We start from the raw sequence: 16,073 nt of genomic DNA on the forward strand, positions 1-16,073 counted from the left end.
AAAAATTGAGGCCCCTGTCCTTTTCAGGGGCCTCAAGGATAGATTTGTCTAAATTTTTATCGAGGAACTCCTGTTTTTCCTTTTTCTGCTACCAAAAGTCTGGTCAAGGCCCTCTGGAGAGCAGCTCTTGCCCTGGCATAATCAATTTTCTCTGCTTGAGCCATATATTGTTGTATCCTTTTTTCTGCTCTTTCCTTGGCTTTTAACGCCCTTTCTACGTCTATTTCATATGCTCTTTCGGCTGATTCTACTAAAAAGGTTATCTTGTTGTTAAAGACCTCACAAAAACCACCGCTTATAGCTACCCACTCTTCTTTATCTCCTACACGGTAACGAAGAGGTCCTATCTTCACCGCCGCTACCATAGGGGCATGGTTAGCCAAAACTCCAAACTCCCCAGCTACCCCTGGAGCAGTTACGATGTCTACCTCTTCGCTTACCACCACCCTATCTGGGGTTATTATTTCAAGTAAAATCTTAGCCATTTATCCCTCCGTTAACCCTCCAGTAACTTCTTAGCTTTTTCTACTGCTTCTTCTATGGATCCAACCATATAAAAAGCCTGTTCTGGGAGGTCGTCGTGTTTTCCTTCTAATATCTCTTTAAAACCTCTGATGGTATCTTCAAGTTTTACATATCTTCCAGGAGTACCTGTAAACTGTTCTGCCACGTGGAAAGGCTGAGAAAGGAACCTTTGTATTTTTCTAGCACGAGCAACGATAATCTTATCTTCTTCAGAAAGTTCTTCTACACCAAGAATGGCTATGATGTCCTGAAGGTCTTTATATCTCTGTAAAACCTGTTGTACTTGACGAGCAACTGTATAGTGTTCCCAACCTAAAACATTAGGATCAAGAATACGAGACTGAGAATCTAATGGGTCCACCGCAGGATAGATACCAAGCTCTGCAATTTGTCTGGACAAAACCACCGTACCGTCAAGGTGGGCAAAGGTAGTAGCTGGTGCTGGGTCTGTCAAGTCGTCTGCAGGCACGTAAACACACTGCACAGAGGTAATAGAACCTTTACTGGTAGAGGTAATCCTCTCTTGTAAAGCTCCCAAGTCTGTAGCCAAGGTAGGTTGATAACCCACTGCAGAAGGTATTCTTCCAAGAATAGCAGAAACCTCAGAACCTGCTTGGGTAAAACGGAAGATGTTATCGATAAACAAAAGCACGTCCTGTCCTTCTTCATCTCTAAAATATTCAGCTACGGTAACACCTGTAAGACCAACTCTTGCACGTGCTCCAGGAGGCTCGTTCATCTGACCATAAACCAATGCAGCTTTATCGATAACTCCAGAATGTTTCATCTCTAAATAAAGGTCGTTACCTTCACGGGTCCTTTCTCCAACACCACAGAAAACAGAAATACCACCGTGTTCCATAGCGATGTTATGGATCATTTCCATCATGACGACTGTCTTGCCCACACCTGCTCCACCAAATGTACCCATCTTTCCACCACGAGGGAAAGGAATGAGAAGGTCAAACACTTTAACACCTGTTTCCAAAACCTTGATGGTAACGTCTTGTTCTGTAAGAGCTGGAGCTGGTCTGTGAATAGGATAATATTTATCAGCATTAATAGGACCTGCTTCGTCCACAGGCTCACCTACCACGTTCATAATCCTTCCAAGAGTTGCCTTACCCACAGGCACTTTAATCGGCTCGCCAGTTGCCCAAACCTCTTGTCCCCTTCTCAAACCGTCGGTAGTATCCATAGCAATACAACGAACAACGTTATCTCCTAACTGTTGAGCTACCTCTAAAACTAAGTTCCACTCTCTATCATCTATCGCTGGGTTGGTCACCTTTAACGCATCAAGCAGTTTAGGAACCTGTCCCGGAGGGAACTCAACGTCTACAACTGGACCCATAACCTGAACTATCTTCCCCATTACTTTTTCAGCCATACTTTAACCTCCTAAAAGCTTTTAATATTTGTTAACCTTTTTTGATAGCTTCAGCACCACCAACTATGTCCATCAACTCTTTAGTAATAGAAGCTTGCCTGGTTTTGTTAAAAAGCAAGGTTAATTGCCTTACCATATCTCCACAAGCCCTGTTAGCATTATCCATAGCTGTCATACGAGCTGCTTGTTCACTGACTGCCGTCTCAAGCATAGCCGCAAAAACTACCGTGTTTACATAAAGAGGCAAAATCTCGGGCAAAAGCTCCTCCTCTTCTGGTTCATAAATATAAGAGTAGCTAACCTTAGGCTTTTCTTCACCTTCTTTTGGTTCAAAACTCAAAGGTAAAAGCTTTTCTACCTTAGGAATTTGTTTGATTAAATTAACAAAATAACCATATACGATATAAACCTCATCCCATTCACCATTTAAAAATGCTCTCATAGCCGAACGAGCTATTTTTCTTGCATCTTGAATAAGCACTTTACCCATCACATCCGTATAAGCTTCTTTGATGGGTGCCCTTTTAGCAAAATAGTTTGCACCCTTCTTACCTACACAGATTAACTCTACTTCTTTACCTTCTTTTTTTAATCTCGCTATCGTCTTTTCTGTTTCTTTTATCAACATAGAGTTAAACGCACCGCAAAGACCTCTGTCGGCAGAAACTAAAATGATACCAACCTTTTTTACCTCTCTTACCTGAAGTAACTCTATCTTCTGGGGGTTGATACCACCAGAGCTTACAAGGTTACCTATTACCTCTTCAAACTTGTTTTTATAAGGACGAAAACCTTCAAGTCTTCTTTGGATAGAACGAAGCTTGGCAGAAGCCACCATGTTCATAGCTTTGGTGATCTGCCCTATCTTCTTTACCGCATCTATCTTCTTTCTAATATCTCTTAAGTTAGGCATTTTTACCCCCTTTATCTATCAACCAGCTAAAAACCTCTCAACTCTTATGGGATAGGCACAGGCTCCACGTTGTTGTTTTTCTTAAACAACTCATTAAACTCTTTAAAAGCTTGGTTCATTTTTTGTTCTAACTCTGGAGAAATTTCTTTTTTCTCCCTTATTTCTTTATAAATTTCTGGATATTTGCTTTCGATAAACTCATAAAGCTCTTTTTCATACTGTCCTAAAACCTCTAAAGGCATTTCATCTAAAAATCCCCTCGTTCCAGCAAAGAGAATACATACTTCTTTTTCTACTGGAAGAGGTTGATACTGAGGTTGTTTAAGAATTTCTACCAAACGGGCACCTCTGTGAAGAACCCTTTGGGTAGCCTTATCAAGCTCTGAACCAAACTGAGCAAAAGCCGCCAACTCTCTATACTGGGCAAGCTCAAGCCTTAACCTTCCTGCTACCTGTTTCATAGCCTTAATTTGAGCAGCACCACCTACTCGAGAAACCGAGAGACCTACGTTGATGGCTGGACGAATACCAGCAAAGAACAAACCAGGTTCCAAATAGATCTGTCCGTCAGTAATAGAAATAACGTTGGTAGGAATGTAGGCAGAAACGTCTCCCTGCAAGGTCTCGATAATAGGTAAAGCTGTTAAAGAACCTGCACCATAGTTATCATGAAGTTTAGCTGCTCTTTCTAAAAGCCTGGAGTGGTTATAAAAGATGTCACCAGGATAAGCCTCACGTCCAGGAGGTCTTCTTAAAAGGAGTGACACTTCACGATAAGCGTTAGCCTGTTTGGAGAGGTCATCATATATAATCAAAGCATGTCTACCTGTATCTCTGAAGTATTCACCGATGGCACATCCAGAATAAGGAGCAATATATTGCAACGTAGCTGGGTCAGAAGCAGCAGCCACGACGACGGTGGTGTATTCCATAGCACCATATCTACGTAACACTTCTACAATCTGAGCTATGTTGGATTTCTTCTGTCCTACAGCGACATATATACAATAAATATCTGAATTTTTTTGAGCTAAAATAGCGTCTATAGCTATCGCCGTTTTTCCTGTTTGTCTATCACCGATGATAAGCTCTCTCTGTCCCCTTCCAACAGGGGTCATAGCATCAATAGCTTTGATACCGGTATACATGGGTTCATGCACTGGTTTTCTCTTAATGATACCAGGAGCTTTAACCTCTATCCTTCTAAACTCTTTAGCTTGAATAGGGCCCTTTCCATCAAGAGGTCTTCCTAAGGGGTCTATAACCCTTCCGATAACTGCCTCTCCAACCGGAACCTCTGCAATTCTTCCCGTTCTTTTTACAGTCTGCCCTTCCTTAATCTTAGTAGCATCACCCATGATAGGGATACCAACGTTGTCAAACTCTAAGTTTAGCGCAATTCCCATTTCCCCTGCTTCTACAAACTCGATAAGCTCCATAGCCTGACAATTTCTTAAACCAAAGGCACGGGCAACACCGTCACCCACCGAGATAACTACACCCATCTCGTTTAAGTCTATCTTTTTCTCATACTCCTCAATCCTTTTTTTAATTAAATCGCTGATCTCCTCTACCCTTATCCCCTGCATCACAGCACCTCTCCTTTTATGATTTCTTTAAATTTTTCCAACTGAGTTTTTATGGTACTATCTAAAACTAAATCTCCTACTTTTACCTTTACCCCACCTATAATACTTTCATCCAGCTTAGGCTCTAAAACCACTTCTTTTTTAAGGAAACCTTTCAAAACCTCCTGCAACTCCTTAACCTCTTCTTCAGTTAAAGGATATGCAGTATAAACCTCCCCTCTGGCTATCCCAAGTTCTTCATCTAACAACTCTTGATAAAGAGCAAAGATCTCTCTTATCAACTGTATCCTTCTTTTTTCAACCAACAACCTCAAAAATCTTTCCACCTCAGGCTCAACCTGAAGGGCCTTTAAAAGCTCTTCTACCACCTCCATCTTTAAATCAGGGGGGTAAATAGGGCTTTGTAAAGCCTGTAAAACTTCAGGCATAGAGTCGAGCAACTCTTTAATCTTACCAAGTTGCTCGCCAAACTCCTTGGTTTTGCCTAACTCTTTTGCTGCGGCAAAAAAACCTTTAGCATACTTTAAGGCTATGACTAGTCCTTTCAATGAACCACCCTCCCTCTGATTTCGTTTATAAATTCTTTATAAATCTTTTTCTGGTCTTCCTCGGTTATGCTTTTTCTTAAAAGATCTTCAGCTAACTTAACAGCAGCCTCGGCTACCTCTTCTCTTAACATGTTTTTAGCCTTTTCTATCTCTTGTTGAATATAAAGCTCTGTCTGCTGTTTAATCCTTTCAGCCTGAAGATTGGCCTCCTCTATGATTCTTTCCTTTTCTTTAAGACCCTGGGCTACATAATTTTCATAGATAGCCTGCGCTTCTTTTTCAAGATTTTTAACCTTTTCTTGTAATTCTAAATATTTAGCCTCAGCTTCCCTTTTCTTTTCCAAAAGCTCGTTATACTGACGCAATATATTCTCTTGTCTAGACTTAAACATATTCACTACAGGCTTTCTAGCAAACTTATAAAGAATGACTACCAAAGCTATAAAATTCAAGGTAAACCAAAAAAGATTTTTTAACTGGGTAGGAGTTACACCATGAGAACCACCTTCTCCTCCACCAGCCGCCCAAGCTAACTCAGCTCCAACCAATAAAAGAACCAACAAAAACCCAACCATCGCCTTCATGCTTCTCATACCTTCCTCCCTAAAACTCTTTCAACAATCAAACCTGCAAACATCTCAATACGGCCTTGCAAATCTTTTCTAATAGCCTCAAGTTGATTGGTAAATTCTTGAGACCATCTAGCTTTATATTCTTCTACTTCTTTCAACACCTTAGAAAGAAGCTCCTTTTCGATTTTACGAGCTTCTTCTTTTAAAAGTTCTCTTTTCTGAGCTCCCTCTGCCCTGGCTTTAGCAAGTTCTTCTTCATATTTTTTGATTATGTCTGAGGCTGAATTTAAAAGCTCTTGCGTCTCTTTTTCCAAGCTTGCAAAATGTTGTTCTCTTTGTTGCATGGCTTTCATCACAGGTTTGATCAAAATGTGATACAAAATAAACGTCATGATCAAAGCTTCAGCAATTTGCACAAAAAGCGTAAAATCAACGTTTATCATCTTTCGTCCACCCCTCTATCTAAACTTTTTTATCATCTTAAAGCTACATTTGTATTATAAATTTTCAAAAAGTCAAGTTTTAGAAAGTTATAAAAAATAAAATTATTTAAAGAAATACTTTTTTATTGCCACGTTAAATAGCAAATACAGTAAAATATAGACCAAAATCGTGATAGAGCCGCCATAACTTAAAAAAGGTAAGGGAATACTGGTCATGGGTAACAAACCTGAACAACCACCTAAGTTAAAAAACAATTGCCAAAGTAAGATTAAACTTACCCCTAAACTTAAATATTTACCAAACCAGTCTTTGGTAGTTTGAGAAACACAGATTCCGAAATAAATCAAATAACCATAAAGCGCTAAAAAAACTGAAACCCCTAATAAACCCCAAGTTTCTGCCCAAACAGCAAAGGCTAAGTCGGTATGCTTAGTAGGTAAATATCCTAAACGGGTAGACCAACCTTTATAAAATTTTTGTCCTGTCAGACCACCAGAACCTATGGCTATTAAAGACTGGTTTAACTGATATCCCCAGGTCTTAGCATACTTTTCAGGCTCAAGATATCCATAAATTCTTCCTTTTTGGTGAGGCTTTAATTTTTGCCATGCTATAGGAACAAACACAAAAGAAAATAAAAGAACACCACTAAAAAGCAGTATAAAAATTCTTTTAGGTACTCCAATAAAAAGCAACCAAGAAAAAAACATCACTCCCATGATAAACGCATAGTCAAGATCAGTCGGCATGATTAAAATAAGGGGCAAAGCAATCAACCCAAATATTTTAAGCAATTTTTTGGGGGGGATTACTTCAGAAGGTTCTCTACTCAAATACAGGCTTATCAACCACAACAAAATAAATTTAACAAACTCCGAGGGCTGTAAAGACAAAAATCCTAAGTTTAACCATCGTTTATGGAAAATTAACATGATAAACAGCACAAAATTTAAAATCCAATAGGCATACCAGAGTGCTCTAAACGACACCTTCTTATAGTCTGTAAAGAAAAGCAAAAAGAAAAAAATAGAAAAACCTAAAACATGCCACAATAAATTTTTTATAAAAAAACTTAAACTTTCAGCGATAAAAAATTGATGTATGTTACCTAAAGCAAATAAAGCAAAAACCACTAAAAAACCTTTTAAATTTCTTTTTATGGCCTCTTTATAATTATCTTCTTTCACCTGCATTTTCTTCCTCTAAAGGATTAGCTATTTCTCCGGTAAAATTTTCTCCAACTTCTGGTATCTCCTCTCTCTCTTCTTCTAAAGCTTGGTTAGGAGGTGCAGAGATTTTAAAAAATACCTTGTAAAGTTCTCTTGCAAGAGGTGCAGCAACTCCTCCTCCACTACCTCCATGTTCTACAAAAATTGTGCTAACTATCTCTGGGGTTTCCTTTCCTGCATAACTTACAAACCAGGCGTGATGTTCAAGGTGTTTTTTCTTAGCAGACAAAGAAACAACCTGAGCAGTACCAGTTTTACCAGCTACTATTATACCTGGAACTGCAGCTGACTTAGCAGTCCCAGACCGAACCACCTCTATTAGGCTTTGTCTTATCCATTCTAAATGTTGAGAGTTTATTTCTATCTTTCTTTCCAAAACTGGTTGAAATTCTATTTTAGTCCCATCCACTTTTTGGATGGTTTTTACTATATAAGGTCGGTATAGATATCCACCGTTGGCTATGACCATATAAAGCTTAGCTAATTGTAACGGAGAAGTTAAAATGTATCCCTGTCCTATTGAAAGAACTACAGTCTCTCCTGGAAACCAATCTTGTTTTAGTCTTTTCCTTTTCCAGGCCCTATCAGGTACAAGTCCAGCGTCTTCCTCTGGCCAACCTAAGGCTTTTTGCCCTAAACCAAATTCTTTAGACACACTCGCTATATCGTCTACCTCAAGTTTAGTCCCTAAGGTATAGAAATAGACATCACAAGAAACCGCTATAGCCTTTATCAAACCTACTGTTCCATGCCCTCGGTGTTCCCAACACTTAAAAGTCCTGGTACCAAAATTAAAATATCCTGGACAAAAGACAGATTGACTGGGGTTGGTTATCACCCCTTTTCTGAGTGCAGTTAAAGCAGTGATAACCTTATAGGTTGAACCTGGAGGATAAGCCCTTAGAGCTTTATTTAAAAAAGGGCTTTCTTTAGCAGATGAGATAGCTTGCCATTCTTCCTTAGTAAATCCTATAATAAACTTCTGTGGATCCACAGAGGGGGCACTAACCATCGCCAAGATACCCCCGTCAGAAGGAGAAAGAGCTACGATGGCCCCTCCTCTACCTTTAAGTAATTCATAGGCTGTAAGCTGAAGGTTGTGGTCAACGGTTAAAATAAGGTCGTTTCCAGCTATAGGTTCGGTGCGGGCAATCACCCTTCCTAACCTACCATAGGCATCTCTTTCGATTTCAACATATCCATTTTTACCCTTAAGTTCCTCCTCAAAAACCTTTTCTAACCCCTGCTTTCCTATCAAATCCTCTACAGAATATCCTTTATCTTTAAGTTTAAGATATTCCTCGCGGTTAATCTTAGAAACATAACCTATTAGATGAAAATAAGCTTCTCCATAGGGATAATACCGCTCTGACTCTACTTCTACACTTACCCCAGGTAAATAATATAGCCTTACCATAATTTTAGCCACTTCATCCCATCGCAAATCAGACTTTAAAAGCACTCGGCTTATTGAAGTTTTTTTTAAAAGGTAAAATCGCTCTTTTAAAATTCCAAAATCTTCCTCTAAAAGTTTACTTAATTTATATAACACTTCATCCTCTTTATCTTTAACTCCCTCAACATCTATGTATAGATTAAAAACCGCTTGATTGGTAGCTACTACTACCCCATCTGCGGTGATGATGTTACCTCGCGGGGCTTTAATGGTATAGGTTACTACCGAACGAGATTTAGCTTTTTTAACATAGTATGAATGTTTTATAACCTGTAAATAAAAAAACCTACCCCAAAGAACTGCTAAAATAAAAAATAACAAGATCTTGGCCCAAAAAACCCTTTTTTCCCAGAACTCAGATTTTAAAATTTTTTGTTTAACTTTACTTAAGTCTTGGATTACAAAGGCTCTGTTCTTCATCCATCTATTACTCATCTTTCCTAATCAACAGATCTTTAAGGAAAAATTCGAACCCTAAAATCCATACCAAGGTAACCACAAAAAAATGAAACAACTCTTGAATCTGATGAGCCCAAAAACTGAAAGTAAAGCTAAAGGGCACGGTCAAAAGAAATAAAAACAGCTTAATGATAAAAAAAACTAACAGGTTAATACCCCAAAAAAACAGCTTATTTCTAATATTGTTTAGGTTTAAATATCCTTTAAACCAATAAAAAACTACCCCCATAAGAAAAAAATATCCTAAGTTAAAGATCTCTTGGTTGGTTTCTATCCCACTTATAAAACCTAAAACTAAAAGATAAATCCATAACCAAACATTGACGTTTCTATAGCTTAAAAAAATTAAGGCTATGCTCAAAAAAGGATTACCTACAGGAGCTAAGAAAAAAGATTGCAAAAACCCTTTTAAAAAAAGCACCAAGAAAACTAAAGGGATCCCTATAAAAAAAAATTCTTTAAGATTCATCTCAAACTTTAAAAACTTATCTCAGGAATTTTAGCCAGTACAAAAACCATATCAACACGATAAAGGTCTACCAAAGAAGCTATTTCAGCCATTTTAAAAATACTTTGAGCAGGATCTCGGTAGACATTAACTATTTGCCCTACCAAAAGACCTGGAGGAAAAAGACCGTCCTGTCCTGAGGTAAGGACCTCATCTCCTGATTTAACCTGAGCATCTGAAGGCAGATAATACACAAAGGGGTGAGACTCTGCCCTTCCTCTTAAAATACCGCGGTCTCCAGTCCTTAAAACCTTAACATCTGCGGCAAAAGAAGGATGGTTTATCAAAATAACCTTACTCCAATGGTTATACACCTCAACCACCTGCCCTATCAAAGCCACTGCCTCACCACCTGCAATAGCCAACACAGGCATCTGAGGCATCACCCCGTCCTTACTCCCTTTGTCTATAAAAATAAGGTCAGAAAAGTAGTCGAAAGGTTTATAAATAACCCGTGCGGCTATTTTAGGATAGTTAAGCTTAGAGGAAATTTTATAAAATTTTTCTAACTCTAAGTAAACCCTTTCTCTTTCTTGATACTGAGCCAATTGAGCTTTTAAAAGTAAGATTTCTTCTTTAAGTCTTTCATTTTCTTTTTTTAAGTTTACCAAAAATAGATAATTTTCTAAAAAACCCCTGCTTTTTTCTCCAGAATAGGTAGCACCTTTCCAAAAAGGAGAAAGAAAAAAACCTAAAAACTCATTAAAAAAATATGTCTTTTTTACTGCATACCAACTAAGAAATAAACTCAACAAACCTAAAACAATAGACAGTTTAAGCTTATTTATCTTCATTGTGTATAGGTTTTAAACAGCCTTTGTCTCAATAAATTCCTTTACTTTACTTATTGAAGCAGGTAATACCTCATATTTTTGAGGAAGTTGATAAAGCTTTTTAATTTCAAGAGGAAGGTCTAACTCAAAACCTAAGGCCTTGCTTACTGTTTCAGGAAATTTGGCAGGATGGGCGGTAGCCAAGCAAACTATAGGTATTTCCTCTTTAAAACGTTTAGCTGCTTTCACTCCCACAGCAGTATGTGGGTCTAAAATATACCCGGTTTCTTGATAAAAAGTTTTAATCGTACTAAATGTTTCCTCCTCTGTAGCCCGTTCTGACACAAAGTCTTGCTGAATTTTTTCTATCATTTCTTGATCAAACCTTAAAGCCCTTTCAGAAGCAAACTTCTCCATAGCCTGTTTAGTTTTTTCAGGATCCTCTCCTAAAAGGTAGTAAAGGTAGCGTTCAAAATTACTCGCTACCTGGATATCCATAGAAGGGCTGATGGTAGGTTTTACCGTGCCTAAGGAATAATCCCCAAAATTCACAAACCTATATAAAATATCATTTTCATTGGTAGCCAAGATTAGCTTAGGAATTCTTTCTTTACCTAACATTCTTCTTACTAAATAACCAGCAAAAATGTCCCCAAAGTTTCCTGTAGGTACAGAGAAAATTACCTTTTCTACCCCTTCTTTTTCACAAACCCTAAAATAAGCCCAAAAGTAGTAAACCATCTGAGCCATAACCCTGGCCCAGTTGATCGAGTTTATCGCCGTAAGTCTGTATTTTCTTTTAAAGTCAAGGTCCATAAAAATTTTTTTCACTATTGCCTGACAATCATCAAATGTACCTTCTATTGCCAAGTTAAAAACATTTTCATCAGTCACAGTATTCATCATTAAAGCCTGCACCTCAGAAACTCTTTTATAAGGATAGAGGATAAAAATAGCGATGTTTTTCTTACCCCTTACTCCGTATATAGCTGCAGACCCGGTATCTCCTGAAGTAGCACCTAAAATATTTATCTTATTTCCTGTTTCTAACAAAAGCTTCTCAAAAAGATTCCCTAAAAACTGGAGGGCTACATCTTTAAAGGCCCAGGTAGGTCCATGGAAAAGTTCTAAGATATAAAAGTCTCCTGCTTTTACTACCGGAGTGACCTCTTTATTCCTGAAAGTTTGATAAGATCTATCGATGATTTCCTTTAGTTCTTCTTCTGGTATATCGTCTATAAAGTACCTAAACACGTTTAAAGCAAGTTCTTGATAAGAAAGAGAACTTAAACGTTTTATCTCCTCAAGAGAAAGTATAGGGACCTTCTCTGGTATGATCAAACCACCATCAGGAGCCAATCCCTCAAACACCGTCTGCTTAAAAGAAAGCCTTTCCATTTCACCTCTTGTGCTTATATATTTCATCTTCTACTCCCTCTAATATCCTTTAGTTTTTAACACCTCTAACCGGTTTTTCATCCTATCTATGAACTGTCTGATTTCAGCCTTAAAATCAGCCAAACTTTGATGATTTTTCTGATAAACCTTTAAAAGTTCGTTAAGCCAGTATTCTATCGTCTCCACTTCTTTAATAGCAAGTTCTTTCTGGACCTTTTGCTTCAATTTATTTAAAATCTTAGGGTCTAAACCCTCCATTTTAAACCTCCCTTTTGTCTAACTTTTCTCTTACCACGTTAAAGACCGCTGTAATGATAAGATGCTCAGGAATTTCTTCTATCTTATCTTTACACAACACATCACACACCTTCCCACACAGTCCTAAACAAAAACTTTGTCTCGTTTCTATGTCTAAAAGGTCTTCGACAAACTTATCCTCTATCAAAATCCTTCTTTCCCAATCCTTAAGTTCTTTAGGTCTTCCTTCTACATCTACCTTTTCAAACTCAACCTTAACCCCCATCTCAAGTAAAATAGGAGTTAACGTCATAAGTGCTTTTTCCAGGTTTAGATAGGTTAGGTTCATCCTTTCAGCAAAGGGATTTTCTTCTTTTCCTTTTTGCCAAATTATTTTAAGGGATTTCATAAGGTTAAAACCATAAAATCTTCGGCTAAAACAACCTCACCTGAAAAATGTTTTTTTATTATATCTGGTATTTCTTTTTTTTCACTATGAGGATAAAAATGAGAAAGGATAAGTTTACCAACCCTGCTTTCCTCTGCAATCATCCCTGCCTCTGTAGGAGAAAGATGTCCCTCTACCTTAAATTCTTCTGAATTAGCACATTCTAAGATAAGTATATCTGCTTTTTTAGCAAGCTTTATAAGAGATTCGCAAAAACCGGTATCTCCAGAATACACCAGACTTTTCCCCTGAGATTCTAACCTAATGGCTAAACTTTCAGGATTATGTTTAACCGGAGAGGTTTTGGCTTTAAAAGGTCCGATTAAAACTTCATACCCTTCTGTTAACGGAAGTTCAATTAACCTAAAAACCTCCTCAGGAGGTTCAACCCAGTGGTTCAAGGCCTGATTTAATTTCTCAAGAAGATTTAAGAACCCCTTTGGTGCATAGACATATACCGGTTGAACCCTCTGATAACCAAGCTTGTAGCGGCTGGCAAAAAAGAACGGGATAAGGTCAGAAATATGGTCTGGATGAAAATGAGAAATAAAAATAGCTGAAAGGTCTTCTAACCCATAACCAAGCTTTAAAATCTGTTTTAATACACCATAACCAAGGTCAAGAACCAATAAAAACCCATCTTTTTCTACCAGATAACCTGGAGAGTTTCGGTCAAGTCTTATCCATCCAGTCCCAGAGCCTAAAATAGTTATTTTCATGTAAAACTAATTCCAAACTCTTCGACTAATCTTTTTTTCTCCTTTTCGGTGAGTAACTTTGTGGCCTCTTGTTTAAGTAGCTCAGAAACCTCTTTTTCTTTGTTAAAATGAACATAAAGCCAGGCTAAGAAACTTAAAGTTTCTCCGTCTCTTTCTGGAAGGTTTAAAGTCTTTTTTAACAAATCAAAGGCTTGTTCATACCTCTTTTGTTGAAAAAAGAGCTTTCCTAAATACAACTCTTCTTTAAGAGTTAAGTTGTTTGTGTTTGAAAGAACCTCTTCTAACTCTTGATAAGCACCTATATCCCATAAAAACTTTACCAAAGCCTCTCTAAAAATATGATTTTCTGGTTCCAAAAGATGAGCCTTGTAAAAGTGATACCTTCCTTTTTCATAATCTCCTTTTTGATAATAGATCAAGCCTAAGTTATAATGAATGGCAGGGTCTTCTTTTTCACATCCACAAAGACGAGATTTTAATATCTTTTCTGCTCTATCAAAATCTCCTAAAAGATAGTAGATAGCCCCCTTACTTAAAGCAAGTTCTATCGGTTGTTTAGTATAGTTTTCGGCTAAGTTATAGTATTTCAAGGCTTTACCTAAATCCTCCCATTCATAATAAATGTCTCCTAACACATGATAACTAAAACCCTCAAAAATTACCTTGTTTTCCCCTTTCAACCTTCTTGCATGCTCCAGAGCAGAAATAGCATACATCAAAGGCGAGGCTTCTTTAACTCTATAGAGATCCCAGACTTCTTTGGTAAGTACCCCTATATTCTTAAACAAACCCTGTGTATTACCCAATAAGGAACTAAGGGTTCCTTTTCCTACCAGCAACAATCTTTCTTGATTTTCTAATCTTTCTAATATCTCTACATCGTTAAACTGCAGTTCTAAAATAGACTCTTTTTTGTCTGCTAAGAAGATAAAGTCTCCTTCAGTTAAAAACCTTTCTTCTATAGTGTTAACCAACCTTAAATTCTCAAAAGGGAGATAATTCTGTAGGTGTTCTTTGATTGACAAGCTAAATCTACTAAAGTCTAACCGTTGAGGTATCTCTAAAAACTGTTTACAATCCTCTAAGGTTTCCAGTTCCACCTCAACCGCTATAAAAGGGACTTCTTTTTTCCAAAGAGAAAAAAGAAGCTTAGTCAAACCTCCCCAAGCAATAGGATAAAAAAACAGATTTTTTTCTATCCTTATAAAGGAAAATCCTTCCAGGTTTTCTAAAAAAGTCTCAGGACATCTAAAAAGATATCCTTTTACCTTTTCTTTTTCAAGCACTAAACTTAACATCTCACTTTTAAAAAAACTTCTGTCAACATTTTCCCACAGATATCTTTCTATCAGTAAAAGTGGCAAAAGTTTTTCTTTAGGATAGTGTAAAAAAAGCTCTGGAGTTGAGTACCTAAAAAAATCTCCTGAATGTAGGTTTTTACCTGAAAATTTTTCTTGCAAATAAGGTAAAAACCAGGACCAGTTAGGAGGAAACCTCAAACTCATTTTTAAACCTCTGAAAAGCTCTTAAAATTTCAGGATAGTCTTCTGGAAAAAGACATCTTGGATCTATCACCAAAAAATCTTCTTCTATCCTCGTAATGATGGGAGGGTTATTTTTTCTTAACAACTCTTGCAACCTTTGAGGAGAAAACTTCTCTGAATAAACACCTACTACAAAAGAAGGAAGGTCTAACAAAGGCAAAGACCCTCCTCCTGTTTTTCCTGAACTTTCGATCACTTTAAAAGTAAAACCTTGTAAATTAATCTTTTTTAACTGTCTAACAAGCTTTAAACACGATTTTTTTAGTTTTTCTTTAGGGGTGAGGATCATCTTTAACGTAGGTATATGCTCTATGGCTAAGGTTTCATCACGGTAAAGTCTTAGAGTTGCTTCTAAACCTGCTAAAGTAAGTTTATCTATCCTTAGAGCACGGTTTAAAGGATTTTTTCTTATTTTTTCTATAAACTCTTTTTTTCCAAGAATGATACCGGCTTGCGGGCCACCTAAAAGTTTATCTCCTGAGAAAGTAACCACATCGACCCCTGCAGCTAATACATCTTGAACCGTAGGCTCTTTAGAATAGCCGTATTTAGAAAGGTCAATCAAACATCCGCTCCCTAAATCTTCCATCACCGGAAGATTATATTTCTTGCCTAAAGCCACCAACTCTTCTGAACTGACCTCTTTGGTAAACCCTACGATGGCAAAATTACTTTTGTGAACCTTAAGTAGTAATCCGGTGTTTTCGTTTATCGCCCTCTCATAGTCATAAAGATGGGTCTTATTGGTAGTTCCTACTTCTCGCAAGATACAACCAGACCACTTCATCACGTCAGGCACTCTAAAAGATCCACCGATCTCTACCAGCTCTCCTCTCGAAACGATAACCTCTTTTCCAAAAGCTAACGTATTAAGAGCAATTAAGACGGCAGAAGCGTTATTGTTTACTACCAGTGCACCTTCAGCTCCTGTAATCTCTTTAAGAAGTTCTTCTACATGGCTATACCTGCTGCCTCGTTTACCTTCTTCTAAATTAAACTCTAAGTTACTATAAAATCTTGCAACCTTTACTATCTCTTGAATAGCCTTTTCGGCTAAAGGCGCTCGTCCTAAGTTGGTATGTATGACTACCCCGGTAGCGTTTATCACCCTTTGCAAAGAAGGTCTTTCATAAGCTTCAAAAACCTGCTTGGCTAAGTCTATCAACCTTTCTTCAGTAAGGTCTTTTAGTTCCCCTTTTTGCCATTTTTCCCTTATAAGAGCAGTAACCTTTCGAGCAGGCTCAGTAAAATAACTTAATGGATAGTTAGGATAAAGAAGAGATAAACGTTCTTTAACTTCGTTGACAGAAGGAATCCTCAT

At 37.6% G+C, this 16,073-nt stretch carries 17 protein-coding genes; all 17 read right to left on the minus strand.

Features of this window, described 5'->3' with window-relative positions:
* Window positions 1–56: 56 nt before the first annotated feature.
* Window positions 57–485 (minus strand): F0F1 ATP synthase subunit epsilon, encoded by a 429-nt coding sequence (locus H529_RS0100390; protein WP_022854598.1) that lies wholly within the window; start codon window positions 483–485, stop codon window positions 57–59.
* A gap of 11 nt (window positions 486–496) precedes the next feature.
* Window positions 497–1,915 carry a F0F1 ATP synthase subunit beta gene (gene atpD / locus H529_RS0100395; protein WP_022854599.1) on the minus strand — a complete coding sequence of 473 codons (1,419 nt, stop codon included), beginning with the start codon at window positions 1,913–1,915 and terminating at the stop codon, window positions 497–499.
* A 31-nt stretch (window positions 1,916–1,946) separates the two neighbouring features.
* Window positions 1,947–2,828: an ATP synthase F1 subunit gamma gene (gene atpG, locus H529_RS0100400; RefSeq protein ID WP_022854600.1), complete on the minus strand. Its 882-nt coding sequence runs from the start codon at window positions 2,826–2,828 to the stop codon at window positions 1,947–1,949.
* Between the two features lie 44 nt (window positions 2,829–2,872).
* The gene (atpA, locus tag H529_RS0100405; RefSeq protein WP_022854601.1) at window positions 2,873–4,417 is read right to left on the minus strand and encodes a F0F1 ATP synthase subunit alpha; all 1,545 of its coding nucleotides are present in this window, start codon (window positions 4,415–4,417) and stop codon (window positions 2,873–2,875) included.
* Window positions 4,417–4,965, minus strand: coding sequence for an ATP synthase F1 subunit delta (atpH, locus tag H529_RS0100410; protein WP_022854602.1), 549 nt, complete (start codon window positions 4,963–4,965; stop codon window positions 4,417–4,419). The genes atpA and atpH overlap by 1 nt, the downstream gene beginning before the upstream one ends.
* The gene (atpF, locus tag H529_RS0100415; protein ID WP_022854603.1) at window positions 4,962–5,558 is read right to left on the minus strand and encodes a F0F1 ATP synthase subunit B; all 597 of its coding nucleotides are present in this window, start codon (window positions 5,556–5,558) and stop codon (window positions 4,962–4,964) included. Before atpF ends, atpH begins: the two co-directional genes overlap by 4 nt.
* Window positions 5,555–5,980 carry an ATP synthase F0 subunit B gene (locus tag H529_RS0100420; protein WP_022854604.1) on the minus strand — a complete coding sequence of 142 codons (426 nt, stop codon included), beginning with the start codon at window positions 5,978–5,980 and terminating at the stop codon, window positions 5,555–5,557. Before H529_RS0100420 ends, atpF begins: the two co-directional genes overlap by 4 nt.
* Before the next feature lie 102 nt (window positions 5,981–6,082).
* Window positions 6,083–7,174: an FtsW/RodA/SpoVE family cell cycle protein gene (locus H529_RS0100425; protein WP_022854605.1), complete on the minus strand. Its 1,092-nt coding sequence runs from the start codon at window positions 7,172–7,174 to the stop codon at window positions 6,083–6,085.
* A complete protein-coding gene (gene mrdA, locus H529_RS09545) occupies window positions 7,155–9,086 on the minus strand; it encodes a penicillin-binding protein 2 (RefSeq protein WP_022854606.1) in 1,932 nt (643 codons plus the stop codon). The genes H529_RS0100425 and mrdA overlap by 20 nt, the downstream gene beginning before the upstream one ends.
* 7 nt (window positions 9,087–9,093) lie before the next feature.
* Complete coding sequence (locus H529_RS0100435; protein ID WP_022854607.1) at window positions 9,094–9,594, minus strand: hypothetical protein; 501 nt, start codon at window positions 9,592–9,594, stop codon at window positions 9,094–9,096.
* An 8-nt stretch (window positions 9,595–9,602) separates the two neighbouring features.
* Window positions 9,603–10,427, minus strand: coding sequence for a rod shape-determining protein MreC (mreC, locus tag H529_RS11070; protein ID WP_022854608.1), 825 nt, complete (start codon window positions 10,425–10,427; stop codon window positions 9,603–9,605).
* A gap of 12 nt (window positions 10,428–10,439) precedes the next feature.
* Window positions 10,440–11,831, minus strand: a complete 1,392-nt coding sequence (gene thrC / locus H529_RS0100445) for a threonine synthase (RefSeq protein ID WP_022854609.1) — start codon at window positions 11,829–11,831, stop codon at window positions 10,440–10,442.
* 12 nt (window positions 11,832–11,843) lie between these two features.
* A complete protein-coding gene (locus H529_RS0100450) occupies window positions 11,844–12,062 on the minus strand; it encodes a hypothetical protein (protein WP_022854610.1) in 219 nt (72 codons plus the stop codon).
* A 1-nt stretch (window position 12,063) separates the two neighbouring features.
* Window positions 12,064–12,450, minus strand: a complete 387-nt coding sequence (locus tag H529_RS0100455) for a DUF2703 domain-containing protein (protein ID WP_022854611.1) — start codon at window positions 12,448–12,450, stop codon at window positions 12,064–12,066.
* On the minus strand, window positions 12,447–13,208 hold the full coding sequence (locus tag H529_RS0100460; RefSeq protein WP_022854612.1) for an MBL fold metallo-hydrolase: 762 nt from the start codon (window positions 13,206–13,208) through the stop codon (window positions 12,447–12,449). The genes H529_RS0100455 and H529_RS0100460 overlap by 4 nt, the downstream gene beginning before the upstream one ends.
* Window positions 13,205–14,713 carry a tetratricopeptide repeat protein gene (locus tag H529_RS0100465; protein ID WP_022854613.1) on the minus strand — a complete coding sequence of 503 codons (1,509 nt, stop codon included), beginning with the start codon at window positions 14,711–14,713 and terminating at the stop codon, window positions 13,205–13,207. The genes H529_RS0100460 and H529_RS0100465 overlap by 4 nt, the downstream gene beginning before the upstream one ends.
* Window positions 14,691–16,073: an L-seryl-tRNA(Sec) selenium transferase gene (selA, locus tag H529_RS0100470; protein ID WP_022854614.1), complete on the minus strand. Its 1,383-nt coding sequence runs from the start codon at window positions 16,071–16,073 to the stop codon at window positions 14,691–14,693. Before selA ends, H529_RS0100465 begins: the two co-directional genes overlap by 23 nt.

It is taken from the genome of Thermodesulfobacterium thermophilum DSM 1276 (assembly GCF_000421605.1).
GTDB classification, from domain to species: domain Bacteria; phylum Desulfobacterota; class Thermodesulfobacteria; order Thermodesulfobacteriales; family Thermodesulfobacteriaceae; genus Thermodesulfobacterium; species Thermodesulfobacterium thermophilum.

What these genes read in the sequence shown, in the direction of transcription:
- H529_RS0100390 (WP_022854598.1), bottom strand. Translation starts at nt 485, where the DNA reads ATGGCTAAGATTTTACTTGAAATAATAACCCCAGATAGGGTGGTGGTA.
- atpD (WP_022854599.1), bottom strand. Translation starts at nt 1,915, where the DNA reads ATGGCTGAAAAAGTAATGGGGAAGATAGTTCAGGTTATGGGTCCAGTT.
- atpG (WP_022854600.1), bottom strand. Translation starts at nt 2,828, where the DNA reads ATGCCTAACTTAAGAGATATTAGAAAGAAGATAGATGCGGTAAAGAAG.
- atpA (WP_022854601.1), bottom strand. Translation starts at nt 4,417, where the DNA reads ATGCAGGGGATAAGGGTAGAGGAGATCAGCGATTTAATTAAAAAAAGG.
- atpF (WP_022854603.1), bottom strand. Translation starts at nt 5,558, where the DNA reads ATGAGAAGCATGAAGGCGATGGTTGGGTTTTTGTTGGTTCTTTTATTG.
- H529_RS0100420 (WP_022854604.1), bottom strand. Translation starts at nt 5,980, where the DNA reads ATGATAAACGTTGATTTTACGCTTTTTGTGCAAATTGCTGAAGCTTTG.
- H529_RS0100425 (WP_022854605.1), bottom strand. Translation starts at nt 7,174, where the DNA reads ATGCAGGTGAAAGAAGATAATTATAAAGAGGCCATAAAAAGAAATTTA.
- mrdA (WP_022854606.1), bottom strand. Translation starts at nt 9,086, where the DNA reads ATGAAGAACAGAGCCTTTGTAATCCAAGACTTAAGTAAAGTTAAACAA.
- H529_RS0100435 (WP_022854607.1), bottom strand. Translation starts at nt 9,594, where the DNA reads ATGAATCTTAAAGAATTTTTTTTTATAGGGATCCCTTTAGTTTTCTTG.
- mreC (WP_022854608.1), bottom strand. Translation starts at nt 10,427, where the DNA reads ATGAAGATAAATAAGCTTAAACTGTCTATTGTTTTAGGTTTGTTGAGT.
- thrC (WP_022854609.1), bottom strand. Translation starts at nt 11,831, where the DNA reads ATGAAATATATAAGCACAAGAGGTGAAATGGAAAGGCTTTCTTTTAAG.
- H529_RS0100450 (WP_022854610.1), bottom strand. Translation starts at nt 12,062, where the DNA reads ATGGAGGGTTTAGACCCTAAGATTTTAAATAAATTGAAGCAAAAGGTC.
- H529_RS0100455 (WP_022854611.1), bottom strand. Translation starts at nt 12,450, where the DNA reads ATGAAATCCCTTAAAATAATTTGGCAAAAAGGAAAAGAAGAAAATCCC.
- H529_RS0100460 (WP_022854612.1), bottom strand. Translation starts at nt 13,208, where the DNA reads ATGAAAATAACTATTTTAGGCTCTGGGACTGGATGGATAAGACTTGAC.
- H529_RS0100465 (WP_022854613.1), bottom strand. Translation starts at nt 14,713, where the DNA reads ATGAGTTTGAGGTTTCCTCCTAACTGGTCCTGGTTTTTACCTTATTTG.
- selA (WP_022854614.1), bottom strand. Translation starts at nt 16,073, where the DNA reads ATGAGGATTCCTTCTGTCAACGAAGTTAAAGAACGTTTATCTCTTCTT.